General features: G+C 42.8%; 20 protein-coding genes, 1 pseudogene and 1 riboswitch. Of the genes and pseudogenes, 12 read left to right on the plus strand and 9 right to left on the minus strand.

The genetic code is table 11. The features are described 5' to 3' along the window. Positions 1–180 (plus strand): annotated as a pseudogene (locus FTU45_RS13705) (IS5/IS1182 family transposase); the annotation flags it as partial. A gap of 290 nt (positions 181–470) precedes the next feature. On the opposite strand, the gene FTU45_RS13710 reads toward FTU45_RS13705, so the two are convergent. Then, a complete protein-coding gene (locus tag FTU45_RS13710) occupies positions 471–1688 on the minus strand; it encodes an alkane 1-monooxygenase (protein WP_005170714.1) in 1218 nt (405 codons plus the stop codon). A 187-nt stretch (positions 1689–1875) separates the two neighbouring features. On the opposite strand from FTU45_RS13710, the gene FTU45_RS13715 reads away from it, so the two are divergent. Continuing rightward, on the plus strand, positions 1876–2826 hold the full coding sequence (locus tag FTU45_RS13715; RefSeq protein WP_180076589.1) for an AraC family transcriptional regulator: 951 nt from the start codon (positions 1876–1878) through the stop codon (positions 2824–2826). On the opposite strand, the gene lpxB is transcribed toward FTU45_RS13715, so the two are convergent. Beyond that, on the minus strand, positions 2815–3987 hold the full coding sequence (lpxB, locus tag FTU45_RS13720; protein WP_180001439.1) for a lipid-A-disaccharide synthase: 1173 nt from the start codon (positions 3985–3987) through the stop codon (positions 2815–2817). The genes FTU45_RS13715 and lpxB overlap by 12 nt on opposite strands. A 389-nt stretch (positions 3988–4376) precedes the next feature. Between lpxB and FTU45_RS13725 the strand changes: the two genes are divergently transcribed. From FTU45_RS13725 to FTU45_RS13735, 3 genes are all read left to right on the plus strand, one after another. Next, entirely contained in the window at positions 4377–5267 is an 891-nt protein-coding gene (locus FTU45_RS13725; RefSeq protein WP_005097034.1) for a sulfite exporter TauE/SafE family protein, read from the plus strand. 127 nt (positions 5268–5394) lie between these two features. After that, positions 5395–6486 (plus strand): 3-deoxy-7-phosphoheptulonate synthase, encoded by a 1092-nt coding sequence (locus tag FTU45_RS13730; protein ID WP_180000403.1) that lies wholly within the window; start codon positions 5395–5397, stop codon positions 6484–6486. Positions 6487–6549: 63 nt separating this feature from the next. Beyond that, positions 6550–7074 (plus strand): hypothetical protein, encoded by a 525-nt coding sequence (locus FTU45_RS13735; RefSeq protein WP_180076590.1) that lies wholly within the window; start codon positions 6550–6552, stop codon positions 7072–7074. 2 nt (positions 7075–7076) lie between these two features. Here the strand turns inward: FTU45_RS13735 and ispF are convergent, their stop codons facing one another. Then, positions 7077–7565 (minus strand): 2-C-methyl-D-erythritol 2,4-cyclodiphosphate synthase, encoded by a 489-nt coding sequence (gene ispF / locus FTU45_RS13740; protein ID WP_180076591.1) that lies wholly within the window; start codon positions 7563–7565, stop codon positions 7077–7079. Between the two features lie 100 nt (positions 7566–7665). Between ispF and FTU45_RS13745 the strand changes: the two genes are divergently transcribed. Further along, a complete protein-coding gene (locus FTU45_RS13745; RefSeq protein WP_005097039.1) occupies positions 7666–8319 on the plus strand; it encodes a hypothetical protein in 654 nt (217 codons plus the stop codon). An 84-nt stretch (positions 8320–8403) separates the two neighbouring features. On the opposite strand, the gene FTU45_RS13750 is transcribed toward FTU45_RS13745, so the two are convergent. The 6 genes from FTU45_RS13750 to FTU45_RS13775 form a co-directional block, all read right to left on the minus strand. Next, the gene (locus FTU45_RS13750; RefSeq protein ID WP_180001435.1) at positions 8404–9648 is read right to left on the minus strand and encodes a D-amino acid dehydrogenase; all 1245 of its coding nucleotides are present in this window, start codon (positions 9646–9648) and stop codon (positions 8404–8406) included. 135 nt (positions 9649–9783) lie between these two features. After that, positions 9784–9871, minus strand: a riboswitch (glycine riboswitch). Between the two features lie 330 nt (positions 9872–10201). After that, a complete protein-coding gene (locus FTU45_RS13755) occupies positions 10202–11110 on the minus strand; it encodes an AEC family transporter (RefSeq protein WP_180001434.1) in 909 nt (302 codons plus the stop codon). A gap of 127 nt (positions 11111–11237) precedes the next feature. Beyond that, positions 11238–11756 (minus strand): GNAT family N-acetyltransferase, encoded by a 519-nt coding sequence (locus FTU45_RS13760; RefSeq protein WP_074382719.1) that lies wholly within the window; start codon positions 11754–11756, stop codon positions 11238–11240. Between the two features lie 68 nt (positions 11757–11824). Then, entirely contained in the window at positions 11825–12919 is a 1095-nt protein-coding gene (aroC, locus tag FTU45_RS13765) for a chorismate synthase (protein ID WP_005170683.1), read from the minus strand. A 13-nt stretch (positions 12920–12932) separates the two neighbouring features. Then, positions 12933–13943 carry a 50S ribosomal protein L3 N(5)-glutamine methyltransferase gene (prmB, locus tag FTU45_RS13770; protein ID WP_034609000.1) on the minus strand — a complete coding sequence of 337 codons (1011 nt, stop codon included), beginning with the start codon at positions 13941–13943 and terminating at the stop codon, positions 12933–12935. Positions 13944–14146: 203 nt separating this feature from the next. Further along, the gene (locus FTU45_RS13775) at positions 14147–14533 is read right to left on the minus strand and encodes a hypothetical protein (protein WP_005097047.1); all 387 of its coding nucleotides are present in this window, start codon (positions 14531–14533) and stop codon (positions 14147–14149) included. 199 nt (positions 14534–14732) lie between these two features. Here FTU45_RS13775 and FTU45_RS13780 point away from each other — a divergent pair, with 199 nt between their 5' ends. The 6 genes from FTU45_RS13780 (at position 14733) to FTU45_RS13805 (ending at position 20700) form a co-directional block, all read left to right on the plus strand. Further along, a complete protein-coding gene (locus FTU45_RS13780; protein ID WP_005097049.1) occupies positions 14733–15041 on the plus strand; it encodes a hypothetical protein in 309 nt (102 codons plus the stop codon). Positions 15042–15201: 160 nt separating this feature from the next. Further along, entirely contained in the window at positions 15202–16575 is a 1374-nt protein-coding gene (locus tag FTU45_RS13785) for an AarF/ABC1/UbiB kinase family protein (RefSeq protein WP_005097050.1), read from the plus strand. Positions 16576–16814: 239 nt separating this feature from the next. After that, a complete protein-coding gene (locus FTU45_RS13790) occupies positions 16815–18110 on the plus strand; it encodes an acyl-CoA dehydrogenase family protein (RefSeq protein WP_180076592.1) in 1296 nt (431 codons plus the stop codon). 22 nt (positions 18111–18132) lie between these two features. Further along, positions 18133–19332 (plus strand): acyl-CoA dehydrogenase family protein, encoded by a 1200-nt coding sequence (locus FTU45_RS13795; protein ID WP_005097053.1) that lies wholly within the window; start codon positions 18133–18135, stop codon positions 19330–19332. An 89-nt stretch (positions 19333–19421) separates the two neighbouring features. Then, positions 19422–19910 carry a GNAT family N-acetyltransferase gene (locus FTU45_RS13800; RefSeq protein ID WP_180041251.1) on the plus strand — a complete coding sequence of 163 codons (489 nt, stop codon included), beginning with the start codon at positions 19422–19424 and terminating at the stop codon, positions 19908–19910. Between the two features lie 211 nt (positions 19911–20121). After that, positions 20122–20700, plus strand: coding sequence for a transglycosylase SLT domain-containing protein (locus FTU45_RS13805; protein ID WP_180001429.1), 579 nt, complete (start codon positions 20122–20124; stop codon positions 20698–20700). The last annotated feature ends 160 nt before the right edge of the window (positions 20701–20860 follow it).

Here is a 20860-nt window from a genome sequence, read left to right on the forward strand (position 1 = left end):
GATCATATGGATTGGTATTTATATAAAATCAGACACTTAGTTGAGAATGCATTTTGTAGGTTAAAGCAGTTCAGAGGAATAGCAACACGATATGATAAGCTAAAGTGTAGCTATGAGGGGGCAGTTGCATTAGCTTGTATATTTATTTGGCTACCTTTATCGGGTAAATTCTATACTTGAAATGTCAACAGACCCTAATGTTATAAATCAAATTCTTGTAAATTATTTGTTACTTTGGTTTCGCCCAAAGTAACCAAAGGCATTTGTCATCCGCAAAACTCGTCAGCCACCATCGACTAGTAAATTTGTCGCAGAAACAATCATTTTTAAATGTAGTCCTGCCTCAAACAGTTGCGGATGACTTTTTTATCTATCAGATATAATCATGAATTTGAAAAAGAAAATGCCAGTCAATTCCTTAACTGACTGGCATTAGCTGTAAGAAGCGCATTTTTTATTTAAAACTAGGTTTATGCTTCAGTACTTAAAATAAGTCCAAACTTTTTAAAAATTTTCTCACGTTTGCCTGGATGAATATTGGCCTTAGTCAGGTCACCCTGATAATGCTGATAGACCCGTTGGTCCATCATTTTGTACCATAACGGCGGAATTAAAGCCGGAATCAACATGGTGGCATAACCACTGGGTAATTCGGGTGCTTCATCAAAATGTCGCAGTGCCTGAAATGGGCGACTTGGAAAGGCATGATGATCTGAATGGCGCTGCAACTGGTACAAAAACAGATTGGTCACAATATTGTTATTATTCCAGCTATGTTCAGGCAAGGTCCGTTCATAACTGCCATCATCTTTTTCTGTGCGTTTCAAACCATAATGCTCAATATAATTGACGATTTCAAACAGAGTTACCCCATAAAAGGCCTGAGTCAGTGTATAAGGAATGAGCTTTTTACCATAAGCACTTAGCATCAAGGCATGGTAGCCTGCACTCATCGCCCAGCCATGAAACAGTTCATTTTCCTTGCTCAAAAATTTCAATCCTTTACGTTCCAGACGTTTCTTTTCAATCTGGATCGCTGACTTTAATCCGCCAAACACAGTGCGTGGCCAGAAACGGTAAAAAGACTCGCCCATTTGTGAAGATGCCGGATCTTCTGGCGTTGCCACCCGTTTATGATGCCCATAAGGATGTTCAATACGGAAATGATTATAGGCCAAAGGCATCAGGCTGGCATGCGACCAGTAATGGTCTTTTTTCTGCGGACGATGACTCAGTTCATGTGCCGTATTGACCGCAATGCCGTTAATCGCACCCATGGAAACTCCCAATAAGAGCTGATCCAGTATCGATACATTTGGACGTGTCACCACATAGCCGGCAAAAGCGTTGGCTGCCATTTGCAAGGGAATAAAGGCTTTTACAATCCGGTCATAATACGGATCTTTGACCAGCGCCTGAATCTGTTCGTCATTCGGATTGTTAGCATCATCGCCAATCAGGGCATCCAGAGTCGGAATAATCACATGCAATAATAAAGGCCCGCCCAAAGCAAAGACTTTTTTAGTCGCTTTGGGGCCAAAATGATAACCGGCCAAAATTCCCATTCCGATCACAGGCAAACCTGGGCTGAGCAACCAGCCAAAACGTTTTTTATCCAGCTTTACACCTTTTAGTGCTGACGCTTCCTGCGTAAACTGCGCTTTCTGGATTTGTGCAGGGGCATTCATTGCGAGCTTCCTTTTTTATGTTACTCTGCACTTATAGTTGAATATTTCAGCAACAGCGAACAGTATTCAACGTCCAGAAAACCTATGTCAGCGTCTTTGGCACATGCAGCCAAATTCTGGCCTAAAATCACAAAGTTAAAAAATTTATAGTCAATTAAGTGAAATAAATAGAAGAATAGAGTTAGGCATGGATGCTTTGAGTAAAATTTTTGATGATATTCATCTGGCAAAATCTGAATATCTTTATCTGAATGTGTTTCATCCGGGCGGCTTTGACTATCAGCATGAGCCTTTTATGCTGGCTTATATCCTGTTACAAGGACAGGCACAATTAAAGTTCGCCAACGGCGATCTGCTCGAGCTGCAACAAGGTGATCTGGTACTCTTACCCGCCGGTTCTGCCCATCGCATTTCTTGCCCCGGCAGTGCCGATTTTTCTGCACGCTGTGCGATTAATCCTTATTTCCAAAGCCATGCACAGCAATGTGTCGATCTTAATGGGGAAAATTCGGCGGAGCATAGTTTCATACTGGCCATTCGTTCCAGCCTGGATATGCAGATGGCAAAGCCTCTGCTAAATGCCTTACCTAAATACCTGCATATTCAGCATATTCTGGGCGACACCGCACCGGAATGGTTACAGGTCGGTTTGCAGTTTCTGGCGCTGGAAACCCAGCAGATGCGGCCGGGACGTGACAAGATTCTGGATCATCTGGTCAGTATTTTACTGATTGAATGTGTGCGGGATTATATTTTAAATCTGGAAAATGCCTCGAGCTGGCTGAATGCGCTCTCGCATCCGGAACTGTCCAATGCACTGGCTGCAATTCATGGCAAACCTGAGCAGTTCTGGACCGTAGAAAGTCTGGCTGAGCAATGTCATATGTCACGTTCCAAATTTGCCCAGCTCTTTACCCAGATTGTTGGTGAGCCGCCACTGGCTTATTTACAACAGCATCGCCTGCGACTGGCGGCACAATATTTGCGAAATAGCGGATTCAGTATTCAGCAGATCGCACATGGCGTTGGTTATTCATCCGAGACGGCCTTCAGTCAAAGTTTTAAAAAGCAGTTTGAACAGACGCCCACCCAGTACCGGCTGAATTGTCAGAACAATAATGTCAAATTACTGGATTAGCGCGAGCACGGCTTTGACCGGGTCTTCGCTATTACCAGACAATAGCTGCTTATGCATGGTGATATGCTGCATCACCTGAATTTGTGCAGTTTCAATATTCATCAGTTTTTCAATTTCAGCCGCCAGCTTTTCAGGCGTAGCATCGGCTTGAATCAGCTCCTGAATGACTTTTTTGCCGGCAATGATATTTGGTAGCGAATAATAAGGAATTTTGATGAGAAATTTCACCACATGATAAGTCAACCAATTCAGCTTATAGAAAGTCACCATCGGACGATGTAATAACATCGCTTCCAATGTCGCAGTACCTGACGCCAGCGCAATAATATTGGATGCATTCATGACCTGACGGCCGATTTTTGACTCGGTACCGCTGTTTTCCATTAAGCGGATTTGAATCTTTAGACTTTCAGGATAAGTCACCAGCAAGCGTTCTATCTGTTGCTTGCGCGCCTCATTAATTGCCGGAATCAGGAAAGTATAGTCCGGATATTTCTGATGCAGAATCTTGGCTGCATCCAGAACCAAAGGCCCCAAACGTTCAATCTCACCGCGGCGACTTCCCGGTAATAGTGCAATATGCTTCTGATTCGGATCAAGATTCAGTTCTTGTTTAGCATCGATAATCGGATTTTCAAGCGGCAACTGACTGGCCAGAGGATGACCCACAAAAGCGGCTGGCACATCCCATTTTTTAAAGAAGGTTTTTTCGAATGGGAATAAACACAGCACAAGATCAATGTTGGCCTTAATACCATGCACACGTCCCTGACGCCATGCCCAGACGGAAGGACTGACATATTGCACGGTCTTCATCGGCAACTGTTTTTGTTTAATGGTTTTCGACAGGCGCAGGTTAAAATCAGGTGCATCTATACCAATAAAAATATCGACAGGGTTTTTAGTCCAAGTTTCGACCAGCCCATCACGTACAGCAAAGAGTTTTTTAATATCCTTGAGAACTTCAACAATGCCCATCACCGATAAAACATCCATCGGATAATAGCTTTTAAAGCCTTCTGCGATCATTTGTGGACCACCGATGCCTTCAAATTCGGCATCAATCCCTTGCTCACGAAAACGGCGAATCAACTTTGCGCCAAGCGTATCTCCAGAGACCTCACCGACCACGATTCCAATTTTTAGTTTTCGATTTAGCAAGTGAGTTCCCTCTCAGATCCGTATTGAACTGTATTTAATCGTAATTCTAACATAAAGCTGGGTTTATGCCTGAATAAGCAGTGAGCATCTTATATTTTAAGAAAGGTATGCTTTAGAATTACTTAGCCTACTCTTAATCTTCCCTGATGATTTTTTCTATTGAAGTGGTTTTCCTGATTCATCTTCATTTTCAGGCAGATCAAAGTGTCCTTTAAAATAAGTGACCGGTCTTTCACGTTATTTTCTATAGCGAGGATGAACATGAAACTTCATTTAATTTTAAGCCCAGTGCTTTATCTTTTTTATGCATAAGTAAATCAATAATCAAGACAACGACTTATATCCAAAAGTCATAAGATATCCACGTTTTTTGATTTTGGCATATATGCATGTTTGGTCCGATTGAGTTTATTTTAGCAGGTGTGTTGGTAGGTTTTTGTGTTGGAGTAACCGGTGTCGGTGGTGGCTCATTGATGACACCCATTCTGATCAGCCTATTCCGGATTGAACCCCACATTGCAATTGGTACGGATCTGCTCTATGCCGCGATTTCAAAATTCTGCGGTTCTTTTGTGCATGCCAAAAAAATGAATATTGTCTGGCCAATTGTGATCTGGCTGGCAGTAGGCAGTATTCCAGCATCTTTTGCCACGCATTGGGTACTCGACAACTATTTAAGCCAATCGACACATTACAAGGCCGTCCTGACCATGGTATTGGGCTTTATGCTGACCATTACCGGCTTGTCTATTCTGTTTCGCACCCAGATCGAAAATCTTTTCAACAAATACCGAAAACAAGAACTGCCAGATATGACGCAGGATCTGGAAAAAGTAAAACTGCAAGCCAAGGAAAAGCGCATCGCCATCATGATTATGGGCGTTATCTTGGGTATTTTTGTCACCTTATCTTCAGTCGGTGCAGGTGCATTTGGCATCATGGCTTTAGTGGTGATGTTTCCGAATCTGCCGATGATTCGTATCATTGGCTCAGACGTGGTGCATGCGGTGTTACTGACGCTGGTTGCAGGCTTGGGGCATATGTCATCAGGCAATGTCGATTTCATGCTGCTCATGTGGTTATTGGTGGGTTCTATTCCAGCGATTATTGTCGGCACTTTACTCAGTTCACGGATGCCAGAAAAACTGATTCGCAAAATTTTAGGCATTACCTTATTTGGGCTCGGCCTGAATTTCATGCTTAACCCTGTAAAATCAAAACCGGCTCAACCTGCCGAAACAGCGATGGTCGTCATGAGCCAGAATTCCCAGTCCGTTTAATTTAACTATGCGATTCATCACTTTTTTTTCAAAGAAGTATTCATCTTTTTTATAACAAAGTGACGCATCATTCATGTTATATTCGGGCTATTAAACAACCTTTTGTATGATCGAACCAGTGACGGCAATGAATACACAACAGTCAAATCCCATTTCAGCATCAGATATTGATGACGTGAATATCCACAGCATGATTCCTTTGGTAACCCCTGCTGAGCTTAAAGCAGAATTACCTTTGACTGAAACTGCTTATCAAACCGTACTGCATGGTCGTGAAACGATTCGTAAAATCCTGGATGGTGAAGACAAACGCCTGTTCGTTGTCATCGGCCCCTGTTCTATTCATGATCCTGCGGCTGCACACGAATATGCTGAACGCTTAAAAGTGTTAAGCGAAAAAGTTAAAGACAGCTTATACATCGTGATGCGGGTTTATTTTGAAAAACCACGTACCACAGTGGGCTGGAAAGGCCTGATCAACGATCCGGATATGAACGACTCGTTCAATATCGAAAAAGGTCTGCGTATCGGTCGTAAGCTGTTACTTGAACTGAATGAAATAGGTTTACCATGTGCCACTGAAGCACTTGATCCGAACTCACCGCAGTATTATCAAGACCTGATTTCATGGTCAGCCATCGGTGCACGTACGACTGAAAGCCAGACGCATCGTGAAATGTCTTCAGGTCTGTCTTCACCAGTCGGCTTTAAAAACGGGACGGACGGCGGTTTAACCGTGGCAACCAATGCGATGCAATCGGTCAAACATGGTCACAGCTTCCTCGGTCTAAATGATCAAGGTCAGGTCGCTGTGATCCGTACTTCAGGCAACCCGTATGCCCACGTGGTACTGCGTGGCGGTAATGGTAAGCCTAACTATGATGCCGGCTCGGTCGCAGATGCGGAAGCCGCATTAGCCAAGGCCAAAGTCAGCACCAAAATCATGATTGATGCCAGCCATGCCAACTCAAACAAAGACCCGTACCTGCAACCGCTTGTACTCAAAAATATTTCCGAACAAATTCTTGATGGAAACAAGTCAATTGTTGGTATTATGGTAGAAAGTCATCTTAAAGGCGGTCGTCAGGACATTCCTACGAACCTTTGTGATATGGAGTATGGCCAATCAGTCACTGATGGCTGTATCGACTGGGAAACGACTGAAAAAGTCTTACTCGACATGCATGAGGCATTAAAAGATACTTTAGCTAATCGTTAAATGATCTGACAAACGCCATCGCCAAGATGGCGTTTGCATTTCTGAACAAGGAAAATTTATCTGATGAATGATATTGAAACGGCATTAAGCCAGATTGAGAATTTTCAGTTCATACACGAACATCTGTTTAGCTCTGGTCAACCGACCACTGCCCAGTTACAGCTAATGAAAGAATATGGTGTGTCTACGGTCATCAATGTGGCATTAACAGATAACGACCAATATCTGCCACATGAAGATAAAATTTGCCTTGAGCTGGGCCTGAACTATATCCAGTTACCGATTTCATGGGAAACCCCTTCAGACAATCAATGTTTACTGGTACTCGAGCTGATCAATCACCTGATTAAGGAACAGATGGTCTGGGTACACTGTTCACAAAACTATCATGTCAGCTGTCTGATGTATTTATATCGTCAATACTATATGGACGTGGATCTTCCTACGGCGCATAAACATTTGCATCAAATCTGGGAACCGAATGAAACCTGGACAGGTCTCATGCATGCAGTTGCCCTACAGCTGCAAGGCCGTAAAGCAACCCAGGAACTGGAACGATCCCTGATTAATCCAAATTATTTTGTCTGAGCCTATTTATTATGGCTCAACAGCACGGTTGCCATAGATAAAATACCTTCCTGACGACCGGTAAAACCGAGCTGCTCAGTGGTAGTGGCTTTAATACTGATTTGAGTGACATCGACATTGAGCACATCTGCGATACTTTGACGCATGGCCAGATTGTATTTCGCCAGTTTTGGACGTTCACAGGCGACGGTAATATCAGCATTGTTCAGCTGATAGCCACGATCCAGAATTAACTGATAAACCTGCTTCAACAATACCCGGCTATCCGCACCTTTAAAATCCGGATCTGTATCCGGAAAATGCTGGCCAATATCTCCAAGTGCCAACGCGCCCAACAATGCATCACAGAGTGCATGCAGAATCACATCACCATCCGAATGTGCTTTCAGACCGTGCGTATGCGGAATTTGAATGCCGGCCAAAGTGACAAACTCACCCTCTTCAAATGCGTGCACATCCAGACCCTGACCAATACGAATTTGTGCGATCACCTTATACATCCTTTAGAAATAGCCCATTGAAATCTTGTACACTTGCTTTCTATTTCGCTATAGTTAGACCAAGCGTAACACAGTGAAAGTATAAGCGATCATGCTACTGAAAACTGATATAAATATGTTGAAAATAATTGGCCTGATGCTCGGCCTGGGGATGATATCTGCGGGTAGTTCAGCGAACCCACTCGACTGTAACAACGACAGCAAAAAAACAGCGGCCATGAATAAAGTCTGCTCAGTAGCGCTGTCCGAAGCTCGGGAAAAACTCGCTGACCAATACTTGACCGCTTTTTTAATTACTGATGCCCCCGTTCGCTTATTGCAAGACACCCAACAGTTATGGGCAAATCGGTTACAGCAATGCAAAACGCTGGACTGTTTTAAACAGCAGTTTGAATGGCGCCTCGATGATTTAAATATCTATATTTCACTGAATCAAAGCCTAACTCAGCATTATATTAAGTTCGAGCAGGGACAAATGGCCAAACAGCCTGTGCATATCAAGATTCATCAACTGACTAAAGACCGCATCAAGATTGAAGGTCTGGCCTATCGCAATCCCAATAACCGGGCCGAAACGCAGACTGTTCCATTTTTAGCCTATACCACGCCTGCAGCAAAAGAACAGATCATGGATAATGAAAATGACTGCCGCTATGAGTTTAACTATAGTAAAGCGATTCTAGCCGTCAACACTCAGCAAAAAGGTTGTGAACGTTTTACTGGGGTTTATCGCTTATATGATTGATTCAATTTAAAAAATATTAAAAACTTAACCTTATATAAAATGAGAAATTTGATGTAAAAAATAGCCCGCATGCGGGCCATCAATTTAAGCAGGATAGTATTGAGCAATTTCCTTGCTAATCAGTGCAGCCGTTGCAGCCGACAAGGTCCAGCCCAGATGACCATGGCCGGTATTATAAAATACCCGCTCATGTTTACCACGGCGCACCACAGGCATCATATTTGGCATCATCGGGCGTAAGCCAGCCCAAGGTACGACATGCTCGGTACACAGATCAAAGTTACGATTGCTCCAGTCAATCAGTGGTTGAATCCGGTCTGCACGAATATCCCGGTTATAGCCATTAAACTCGGCGGTTCCTGCGACTCGTAAACGATCCTTACCCAGACGTGACAAGACAATTTTGGCACTTTCATCGAGCAAGCTGACCCATGGTGCATTGTTTTGGCTCTGTTCATCATTCAGCTGCACGGTAATTGAATAACCTTTGACCGGATAAACATTGACTCGTTCCTCTAAAATCTCGGCCAATTGATAACTGCCCACACCCGCACACACCACAATGGCATCTGCATTAATTTCCAGAATGTCATCTGTAGAATGATGTACATTTTCAGTACTGGGTTTGCATTTCACCCGAATATGTTGAGCCTGATGATCGACGGCAAAGACATCTTGGCCAAATTCAAATTTCACGCCTTTTTGCATGCAGGCTTTGGCCAGTCCTGTACTGAATTTATGAATATCTCCGGTCGCATCGCTCTGGCAGTAAAATCCGGCATAGTAATCGCCTGTTAATGCAGGTTCGATCTGCTTGATTTCCGCATTGGAAATGGCATTGCGCTCCAGTCCGCCGCTACACAACAGGTCATTGACCTTGATCGCGACATCGTAATCCGTCTTGTTATGATAAAAATGTAAAATGCCGCGTTTTTCCAGATCAAAATCAATCTGTTCTGTTTGGGCAATTTCATACAAACGTGCTCTGGCCAATAAAGCCAAACGTACAGTCTCTCGGGTATTGGCTTCATAATGTTTGATATTTCCCAAAAATTCCATGAGCCAACTATATTTATGCACACTAAAAGAAGGATTGAGCAAAAGTGGTGCAGTTTTTTGAGACATCCATTTGATACCTTTGAGTACCGTAGCTTTCTGGTTCCATACTTCGGCATTACAGGCTGAAAGCTGGCCGCCATTGGCAAAAGAAGTTTCCATGGCCGGATAGAGATGTCGATCTATCACAGTCACCTGATAGCCTGCCAAAGCAAGCTCATACGCTGTGGTTACCCCAGTAATACCCGCCCCAATCACCACGACATGACACATAGACACCTCCTTGATTATATTGATGTCTTTTCCCATCTGTCATGTGTACCTGAGAGCTTCGGTCGCTGCATTGCACATCAATGCGAGCACCTTCCCCTTCGGTGAGTGATTGAACACTTCTCTCCAGAGTTTTTATCCATTATCACAGTCCTTTTGCCTGAGAGTTTCCTGGGAACTTGCTCCTTCGGCGAACGCAGAAGCATTTCTCTCCTGCAATAATGTTTTATTATCATGAGCAATTTATATACCATTTTATTCAATAAGACAGTTTTTATTTATGTGAGTTCACGTGAATCAATTTGTAATTACTGTTCCGAATTAAACTGAGTTATTGCTGCTGACTGATATTGCCCATCTACCAAATTTTTAGATTTCACTTTTGCTCTATTCAGCGAGATACAACAGATTCTAAACTTTATAAGATTTTAGGATTGATTTGATTTTGGCGCTTAAATAGAACCTTTATTGCTTAGGCTATTTTAATGGTTCAAAGCATAGAGAGTTTAAATTCAGGATTTAGATCTTATATCATCTATTTGAGAATCAAGGAATTTTAAATAATCCAGGAAAGTACCAATATTAAGCTTCCCGCCGCTACGACGGTTTGTACACTAATGATGCTCGCCATTAACTGGCTATCGCCGCCATATACCCGGGTTAACACATAAGACGCTGAGGCGGTAGGTAAGGCAAAGAACAATACCAATACTTGCGTGGTGAATGCATCAATCTGGAAAATTTTACAGACTAAAAATGCAATCAGCGGCATTCCAAACAGGCGACCAAAGGTCATCAGACTGAGTGGCAATACATCTCGCTGAAAGCCCTGAAACTTTAAGGCTGCTCCTACACACATCAGACCGAGTGGCAAACTGCATAGTGCAATCTGTTTAAGAAATTGCTCTGCTCCTGCCCAGAGTGCCAAACCGGAAAGATTAAACACACCACCCACCATACAGCCTAAAATTAATGGATTTTTAGACAAATCCAGAATGATTTTTTTCAGCTGCATATCGTGACTGCGGGTAAATGCCAGTACCGATAAGATATTCACCAAAGGAATACACAACACCATGATCACAGCGAAGATGGTCATGCCCTGCTGATGAAATAAGCTACTGACCGCAGCAAGTCCGATATAGGTATTGAAGCGCAACAAGCCCTGAACATAGACGCCAAAACGCGCATAAGATATCTGGTACATATGGCGCAAGATATACAGTACGATACTGACCACGATCATGATACTAAATACCACCAGTACCACATCCTGAATCACATTCATCTGAATCTTGGCAGTGGCCAGATTTAAAAATAACATCACTGGAAATAGTGCATAATAATTTAACTTTTCTGCACCGCGCCAAAAGTCTTCACTCAACCATTGCCCATGCTTAAGCAGATAGCCAAAGCTGATCAAGCCAATAAGAGGAAATAAAGAAGTTAAAATAATTTGCAGCATGTGCCATCCTGGTCTGTTTCCCGTCTATTTTTCAATACCCTTTAGACGGTGCACAAAAACTAGCATATTTAGTGGCTGTTTCACCAATTAATTTAAGAAGTAAAATGCTTGAATTTTCATCAACTCATTATATTGATCTGATCATTTTTTCTAAAATCAGTAAATGTAACGGAATCAAAGGCTCTCCGACATTTTGATCTAGTGGATATGCTTCAATTTTTTCAGTCAATAGATAGCCACGGCGCTGATAATAAGCAATCAATTCTGTACGGACATTCAATACTGACATTCGAATCACTTTCTTCTGATACGTATCAATAATATAAAACTCGGCAAAATCTAGTAACTGCTTTCCATAACCCGAGTTTTGTTGGTCTGGATCAATGGCAAAACTTCCAATTTCGATAGAGTCATCGAATTCAGTCAGCCCAATACAGCCAATGATCTGATCATGATTCTCTAATACAAAAAGCTTAACATTAGTCTGTGCCAAGAGAATCATTACCTGATCACAATTAATCCGTTGACCAGCAACCATCTTATGTTCATGTGTCCAGCCACGATTGGAACGATAAGCTGTATTGATCAATACAACAATGTTCTGGATATCTGTAGTTTTTGCCAAGCGAATATTGTTATTTTTCATTATATAAATATAAAAAAAGCCAGACCGAAGTCTGACTCTAATCGTATCCGCTTCAGATGAAAAGCGAATTATTTTGGTTCAATCGGCTCAAAAGGCGTAACTACATCGGCATTTTGCGCACGATGACGCATAAAGTGATCCATTAGCACAATCGCCAGCATCGCTTCTGCAATTGGTGTCGCACGCACGCCCACGCAAGGATCATGACGGCCTTTGGTCAACACGTCTGTATCTTCACGATCGATATTAATGGTTTTACCCGGAGTAGTGATTGAAGCCGTTGGTTTCAGTGCAATCGCGACACGAATGTCCTGACCACTAGAAATACCGCCTAAAATACCACCGGCATGGTTTGCCAGAAAACCGTCTGTTGTTAACTCATCACGTGTTTCATGACCAAATTGCTCAGCGACGCCAAAACCATCGCCAATTTCAACGCCTTTGACCGCGTTAATCGACATCATGGCATGCGCAATATCTGCATCTAAACGATCGAAGACCGGTTCACCCCAACCCACAGGTACTTTAGACGCAATAATTTCAAGTTTTGCACCGCAGCTGGTGCCTTGTTCACGTAGTGAAGTCACGAGCGCTTCAAAACGTGACACGGCATCCACATCGCCACAGAAGAATGGATTGTTTGGCACTTCATCCCAGTCCAGTTTTTCTGCTTTTTCAGTACCAATTTGTGTGACATGGCCACGAATTTCAATGCCAAATTTCTCTAACAGGAATTTCTTGGCAATGGCACCCGCTGCCACACGCATCGCTGTTTCACGCGCGCTTGAGCGGCCACCACCACGATAATCACGGAAACCGTACTTCTGGGTATAGGTATAGTCTGCATGACCCGGACGGAAAGTTTGCGCGATATTGCCATAATCTTTCGATTTCTGATCCGTATTACGAATCAAGAGCCCGATCGATGTTCCAGTGGTTTTACCCTCAAACACACCAGAAATAATTTCTACTTCATCCGGCTCTTTACGCTGGGTGGCAAATTTCGATGTACCCGGCTTACGACGGTCCAAATCTTTTTGCAAATCGGCTTCACACAGCTCAATGCCCGGTGGAACCCCATCAACGATGGCCATCAGGCCCACACCGTGAGATTCACCACAAGTCGTCACACGGAACAGTTGCCCTATACTATTACCTGCCATGTCACACGACTCCTTATGCTTGAATAGACTGAATGAATAAATCGCGGTAAGTACGGCATTGCTGTGCAGTGAGTGCAAAGATACCTGAACCACCTTTCTGGAATTGTAACCAGTAGAAATCGACTGAATTGAAGTTCTGTTTCATCGCCCATTCCGAGTTACCGACTTCAATGACAATAAGACCGTCTTCAGTCAGGTAATCTGCAGCTTGTGCCAACATTTTACGTACAAGGTCCAAACCATCCTGACCCGCAGCCAATGCCATTTCAGGTTCGTGATGGAACTCATCGGGAAGATCAGCCATATCTTCTGCATCCACATATGGTGGGTTCGATACGATTAAATCATATTGATTTTCAGCAGGAATTTTTTCAAACAGGTCAGACTCAAGCAAGGCCACATTAAACTGTTGGTTATGATGTTCACAGTTAATTTGTGCTACTTCTAAAGCATCCTTAGATAAATCAGTGGCATCGACTTCGGCTTCCGGAAAAGCATAAGCCAGAGCAATCGCGATACAACCTGAACCTGTACACATATCTAAAATACGGCGAGGCATTTTTGGATCTGGATTTTCAGGTAGATTGTTTACCCCTTCACGCGCCTGATAATTTTCATCCAGGCAGTAAGGTGCAAAACGGTTCTGAATCAGTTCAGCAATCGGTGAACGTGGAATCAGTACACGCTCATCCACGTAATAAGGTTTATCGTCAAAGTAGGCTAAATTCAATAAATATGAAGTTGGCATACGCTCATTGATACGGCGCTCCAACAATCCTAAAAATTCAGCTTTTTCACTTGGGAGTAATTTTGCCTCGAGAATTTCAGCATCCGCTTTCCATTCCAATGACATGCTTTGTAATACCAATGCTGAACTTTCAGCAAAATAATCTTCTGTACCTTGGCCTAAGTGCGCATCATATTGACGTAATGCTGTCACACCAAAGCGGATAAAATCACGAATTGTGCTTAGGTTTTCAGCGGCTTCCTGAATATGTTCAGGGCTAATAGTCGGTCGATCCACGTAGGGCGTCTCCAAGGTCATTTTTTTAAACGCCTTATGATACCTTGTTTTGCCTGCTTTTATAATGCTAAAAGTATGAAAAACACGAATTCTCTAGGCTCATAAAAATGATAAAATTCGTGTTTTTTTACCCAATCCTCAACCTGTCATTCTAGTTTTTTAGAGCAAGTTCAGACGATTCAAACTATGCCTCATGTATTGATTTATCGTGAACCTGGTGCATAAGAGCGGGATTGATAAAGATTTGCCTGATCCATAATCAAGGCCAGCATACATTGACCTTGCTGCTGTTTGGCATATTTTCCAGACACTCTTAAATTACATTGCTGCGACAGTTTGCGTTCCCAAAGCACATGCTGACTGCGGATGGCCGCGGTCTGATTCGGATTCAGCTTTAGATAATTTTTATAGCTTTTCTTCAGACGTTTGTTGTGTAGTTTCAGCTCTTTCTTTAGGCATTTCTCTGCTTTAGCGGTATTACCATAACTAAAGTTCATACACTGCGAATATTCCTTGGAATATCCTACAGCAGCCTGAGTCTGAACTGCACTACCCGCAAAAACTGCAACCAAAAACCATGCAAGACGCATAAAATCCCCTTTACCTAAACTGGTATAATTCCAATAAATGTTTAACAATCAATATTGTTTAAATTATCCATGAATATTAACGCAGTCCTTGCAATAATCCTATGTATTTCTCCGGCAGCAAATTAAACAGTTGTGCAATTGAAAACTGGCCTATCACCCACATATAATCCGAATTAAATCTTCAAACGAGCCCGGTCCTATGAGCTATAAGCACAATAATCTTATGGCGATGCGCCAAAATTACTGGAATGACCAGGTTTCCGGTCAGGTGCAGCAAGAAAAGGTATTTTTGCAGTCAACTTTAATCCAGCATGGTGTATTTAGCAGTGCGACACTGGACGATGCCAAATATCTGTTTTTTGGTTTGCCGAGTATTGTGATTGTAAAAGGCTATGCATTGGGTTTTATGCACGACAGTGTCCAGCACCTGATTCATCAACATATTCAAACAAATAAACAACAGTTACAACAACGATCTGAATTAAAAATCCAATTTCAAATGGCATAATGCCCTGTCTAAACTGATACAGGCTGGTGAATAAATGAAAGCTTGCCTAGCTTTTACTATGAATTCAGCGGCTTAAACTTTTTTAATACGTGCAGAAGCGCTAATATCCCCTACAATGATTTATTCTGCTTCATGCTGATGATGAAAGGATTGAGTTTACATGTCAGATCAGAACGATAAGCTTAAACAACTGAAAACCTCCTCTATGGATCGACGCTTATCGATCGCAAAGGCATCCTTGCTGGCAGGCACGCGTTGGGCGGCTTCCAGTGCAGGCTCCATATTTTCGAGTGAAGAAGAAAAAGAAAAGAAACGTAAAAAAGCCATGAAAGAGCAGGCGGATTATCTGGTTGCAGAAATTGGTAAGCTCAAAGGTTCAATTGTTAAAATCGGCCAGATGATGGCGCTGTATGGCGAACACTTTTTGCCAGAAGAAGTCACTCAGGCTTTAAATACGCTCAACAACCAGACCGTGGCACTGGCTTGGCCAGCGATCAAGACACAATTACAGCAGCAGCTCGGTGCAAAGCTGAATGATCTCACCATTGATCATGAGCCTTTGGGCACTGCATCTTTAGCCCAAGTCCATCGCGCTACCCGCAAATCTGATGGCATGGAACTGGTCTTAAAAATTCAGTATCCCGGTGTGGCAGAAGCCATTGATTCGGATATGAGCCTGTTTAAAAACATGCTCAAACTGACGCGTCTGGTGCCGCAAACCCGCGAGTTCGACCAGTGGTTCGATGAAGTCCGTGAGATGATGCATCGTGAAGTGGACTATCAGATTGAAGCAGATACCACACGGCGTTTTGCGGCACGTTTAAAAGACGATCCGCGCTATATCGTGCCGACGATTATTGATGAGTATTGCTCTGATCGCGTGCTGTGCATGACTTTCGAACGCGGTGTGCCGATCAATAGCCCAGTAATGTTGTCTCTGCCACAAGAACGCCGCAACCAGTTGGGTGAAGCATCGTTAGAAATTGCCGTACGTGAAATTTTTGAATGGGGTGAAATGCAGACCGATCCGAACTTTGGGAATTATCTGGTTCGTCTGGGCAATGGCGAAGATATTCCTGACAAGATTGTCCTGCTCGACTTTGGTGCCATCCGTCAGTTTGACCAGCATTTGCTCAGCGTCGCGCGCAATCTGATTCAGGCCGGTTATCATCACGACTCAGATATGATGGTCAAAGCCATGACCGGTTATGAGTTTTTTGATTCAATTCCGCAAAGCATCAAGCCAGATATGGCCAAGGTCTTTTTACTGGCCACTGAGGCTTTTAGCTCACCATTGAATAATCAGGAGCTGCCAGCTAATGTGATGGATCAACATAATCGTTATGACTGGAAAAAAAGCCAATTGCATAGCCGTGTCATGCAACAGGCTTCAAGATCTATGGCTTCACGTTATTTCAGTGTTCCACCCAAGGAATTTATGTTTATTAGCCGTAAATTCATCGGTGCATATACCTTTATGACCGTGATTGATGCCAAAACCAATGTGCGTGCCATGATCAAAAATCACCTTTGATACCCCAATAGACGCCACATAGAAACCCGGATGATTTTGTCATCCGGGTCAATTTTTATTCAAAAATAATTTTCTCTTTTCTTGTTTTTAATTATATTTTCATAAACTTAGCTTACCATCTATTAACTTTTAATAACTTAAAAATTGTCAATCATTCATGTCAGCGATGACATGGTTTTTTCTTGGCGTGCATGTCAGCATGAATAAAATAACGTGACAACACCCATAGGATAATCAAAATGAATAATATGGTGAACAAAGCTCAAGGATTTGGCTTGTCCATGCTGACCAAAATTGCGGGTAGCGAAATATTAGATCAATTAAAGCTGCGTAAATTTATAGAAAAATCCCTGTATCAAAGTTCCAAAGCAGGATTTAAAACCCTGAGTCAAACCCAGAAAATCCTGAAATCTGGCCAGAAAATTCAAAAACAGCGTCTCCCCCCTCAATCTAAAGCACTGTTTGATCTAAACCTGTCTGTAGAACAGCAACTGACCTGCGATGCGATGCAGAAATTTGCTCAAGAGGTACTTTATCCATTGGCGCATGCTGCCGATCAGCATGAAATATTTCCGCATGAACTGTGGCAATATAGCACCGATCTCGGCCTGAATTTCTATGCCTTGCCCGAAGCTTTAGGGGGTGTCGCCTGCGAACAGAACATTGTCAGTAATATTTTAATTGCACAACATTTGGCTCGCGGGGATTTCAGTTTGACTGCCGGTTTACTGTCTAGCTTTAGTGTGATCAATGCCATTACCCGCTGGGGTTCAGAGCAGATTCAGGCAAAATATCTTGGTGCTTTCGCAGAAAATCCAGAGCTGAAAGCAAGCTTTGCGGTACAGGAAGAAACCGCCGCATTTAATCCGTACCAACTAAAAACTCAAGCGATTGCTCATCAGGCGCATTATCTGATTAGCGGTGAAAAGACCTTGGTCATGCTCGGAGAAAATGCGGATCTTTATCTGGTCAGTGCCGATCTAGACGGAACACCTGAGGTCTTTGTGGTACAACGTGACCATAGCATTACTGCAAAAAAATCCCCTGCCATGGGTCTAAAAGCAACTGAAAGCGTCACACTTCAATTTAAAAATACACCAGCGCAGCGTTTGGGTGATGATGATTTTGATTATCATACTTTCGTTGATTTAGGCAATTTGATGTGGTGTGCCATGGCCGTCGGCACTTGTGAAGCCGTGAAAAAATACTGCATACAATATGCCAATGAACGGACTGCCTTTGGCGAGCCCATTTCCCATCGTCAGAGTGTCGCTTTTATGATTGCCGATATGGCGATTGAAATTGATGCCATGCAGATGCTGATTTTCAATGCTGCCAGTCTGGCTGAATCCGGCCAACCTTTTCATCGTGAAGCTTATCTGGCACGTTTACTCTGCGCAGAAAAATCCATGAAAATCGGTACAGATGGCGTGCAGATTTTGGGTGGTCATGGCTTTACAAAAGAACACCCGGTCGAACGATGGTATCGAGACCTCAGAGCCACTGCGATTGTTCATTCTGGCCTACATGCCTGATCGGAGAATAAAGAGAACTATCATGAATCTACAAAATCCAAAAAAATTCAGACTCCTGATTGATCAAGCGCATGAAGTTGCACTCAATGTACTCCGCCCTATTTCGCGTAAATATGATAAGGCTGAACACACTTATCCTAAAGAGCTGGATATGCTGGCCTCCATCGTAGATGGTATGAACCAAGGCAGTGAAGGTATGAATGCGGGCGCAGCAGTGAATAAACGGGGCGAGACCGACAGCAGCAATAAAAATGGTATTAATATGTCTACTGCCCTGAGTATTATTGAAATGTGCTATGGCGATACGGGTTTATTGCTGTCTATGCCACGTCAAGGTTTAGGAAATTCAGCCATTGCAGCGGTGGCAAATGAAGAACAGCGACAACGTTTTCATGGGACTTGGGCAGCCATGGCGATTACCGAACCAGGTTTCGGCTCAGATTCCGCTGCAATTCGCACCACTGCGACCAAAGATGGTGATGACTATATTTTAAATGGTGAGAAGATTTTTGTGACCTCTGGGGAACGTGCCGATGCGGTTGTGGTCTGGGCAACATTAGATAAAAAACTGGGACGATCGGCAATTAAATCATTTGTGGTGACCAAAGGTACGCCCGGAATGAAGGTTGAACGACTGGAACATAAGTTAGGAATTAAAGCTTCGGATACTGCCACGATTCGCCTGATTAATTGTCGAGTACCTGCGGCAAACTTGCTCGGTCATGCAGAAATCGATGTTGCCAAGGGCTTTGCCGGTGTAATGGAAACCTTTGATAATACCCGGCCATTGGTCGCTGCCATGGCAATTGGCTGTGCCAAAGCCTCGCTGGAACGTATCAAGGAAATTTTTAAGGATCAACTAGATTCCAGTTATGTCACGCCCTATTTACAAAGCTCCAATATCGCTGCACAAATCTATCGTATGGAAGCAGAATGGGAAGCTGCGCGCTTGCTGATGCTCAAAGCGGCGTGGATGGCAGATAATCATAAACCGAATTCACGTGAAGCATCTATTGCAAAGGCCAAAGCTGGACGTATGGGGAATGAAATCACCTTAAAATGTGTAGAATTGGCAGCTGCGGTAGGCTATAACGAAACTGAACTGTTAGAAAAATGGGCACGTGATTCCAAGATTCTGGATATTTTTGAAGGTACCCAGCAGATTCAGCAACTGATTATCGCTCGACGCGAACTGGGTAAATCTTCGAGTGAGCTAAAATAAAACTTTATCGAAGAAAAATTGAAGGAAAAAGATGGATTTTTTAAAGTTTTCGGACTATAAAAATTCCATCTTCTTTTATGTCATGTGCTATGTATTCTATTCGTCCCCTTCAGCCTCAAGATAATGCTCAAATTGCCAAGATTATTCGTGACGTTTCCATGGAGTTTGGTCTGGCAGCGGAGTCCGGTTTCGCTGTAGGTGATTCAATTCTGGATCACCTGTATGACGTATATCAACAGCCAAATTCTGCCTATTGGGTCATTGTTGATGAACAGGATCAGGTTTATGGCGGTGGTGGTATTGCTCCACTACAAGGTGACCACAATATTCTAGAAATACAGAAAATGTATTTTCTACCAGCCATTCGTAGATATGGCTTTGCAAAACAGATTTTGAATTTGGCCTTTGATTTTGCCCGACAACATAAATTTGAACGGATTTATATCGAGACTACCAAAAACCTTTGGCAAGCGGTGAAGCTGTACGAGAACTTAGGTTTTGAGCATCTGGATCGGCCTGAAGGCGACACTGGCCATAGTCAAGCCTGTGAAATCTGGATGCTTAAAAACCTAGCCTAATCGATGTCGATCCTCATCTTATCCATAACACCAAGAAAAGCCTTAAATAAATCTCTATTCCAACCGGCTTTTCTTTGATCACCTCTTCATAAATCATCCATGATTCAAGCAGATCTGCTTTGACTTTGTAAACAAATCATATAATTTCTTGACGATTTTTATACATCTTCCTAAGATCAGTTTAATTTTAAAAATACATGGAAGCTGAAAGTTGTTAGGCAAATTTTCTGTTAGAAAAAACTTATTATTACCAGTATTCAATAGCACAATTTTTAAAATTGGGCTGCTTGGTCTAAGTACCGTGTTTTTTAGTGCCTGTTCTTCTCTTGGCGGCAATTCTTTAGAAAAACGTTCTGCTCAACTGTCTAAAGGAATTCAGACAGCCTACGGTGTTCCAGCAACCACCGCAACTCGCGTTTCACCTTTGATTATTCAGAATGCAGAAAAAAATCGTCTGGATCCATTACTTGTAGCAGCCGTAATTCGTCAGGAGTCAACTTATCGTAGCCAAGTGGCTTCACATGCTGGAGCTGTTGGCCTCATGCAAATTATGCCAAGATATTGGCAAGCGACTTGTGGTGATGATTTATATAATGAAGCTATAAATATTTCATGTGGTAGCCATATTCTTTCTCGTTATCATGAATCCAGTGGCAGCTTAGAAAAAGCACTGGGCTATTATAATGTAGGTCCAACTGCCTATGAGAAAAACCGTAAAATGCGTAAGCAAGGCAAACGTTATGCACAACAAGTGAAACAGCATAAAAAAGATCTGAAGAATGTAATTTAATTTATCTTTAACATAATGCTTGAATCAGTTTAAAACGGCTTTGTTGCATAAAGGTTTGAAAGGCTGAGTTCCCTTAAGCTACTCAAATTTAAGAGACAACTTGGGTATGAGGGCGACCTAATTCTGTGAATTTATTCAAGACTGCCATGCGTGCATGGAT

The sequence above is a fragment of the Acinetobacter sp. YH12106 genome (assembly GCF_013418995.1).
In the GTDB taxonomy this organism is placed as follows: domain Bacteria; phylum Pseudomonadota; class Gammaproteobacteria; order Pseudomonadales; family Moraxellaceae; genus Acinetobacter; species Acinetobacter pseudolwoffii.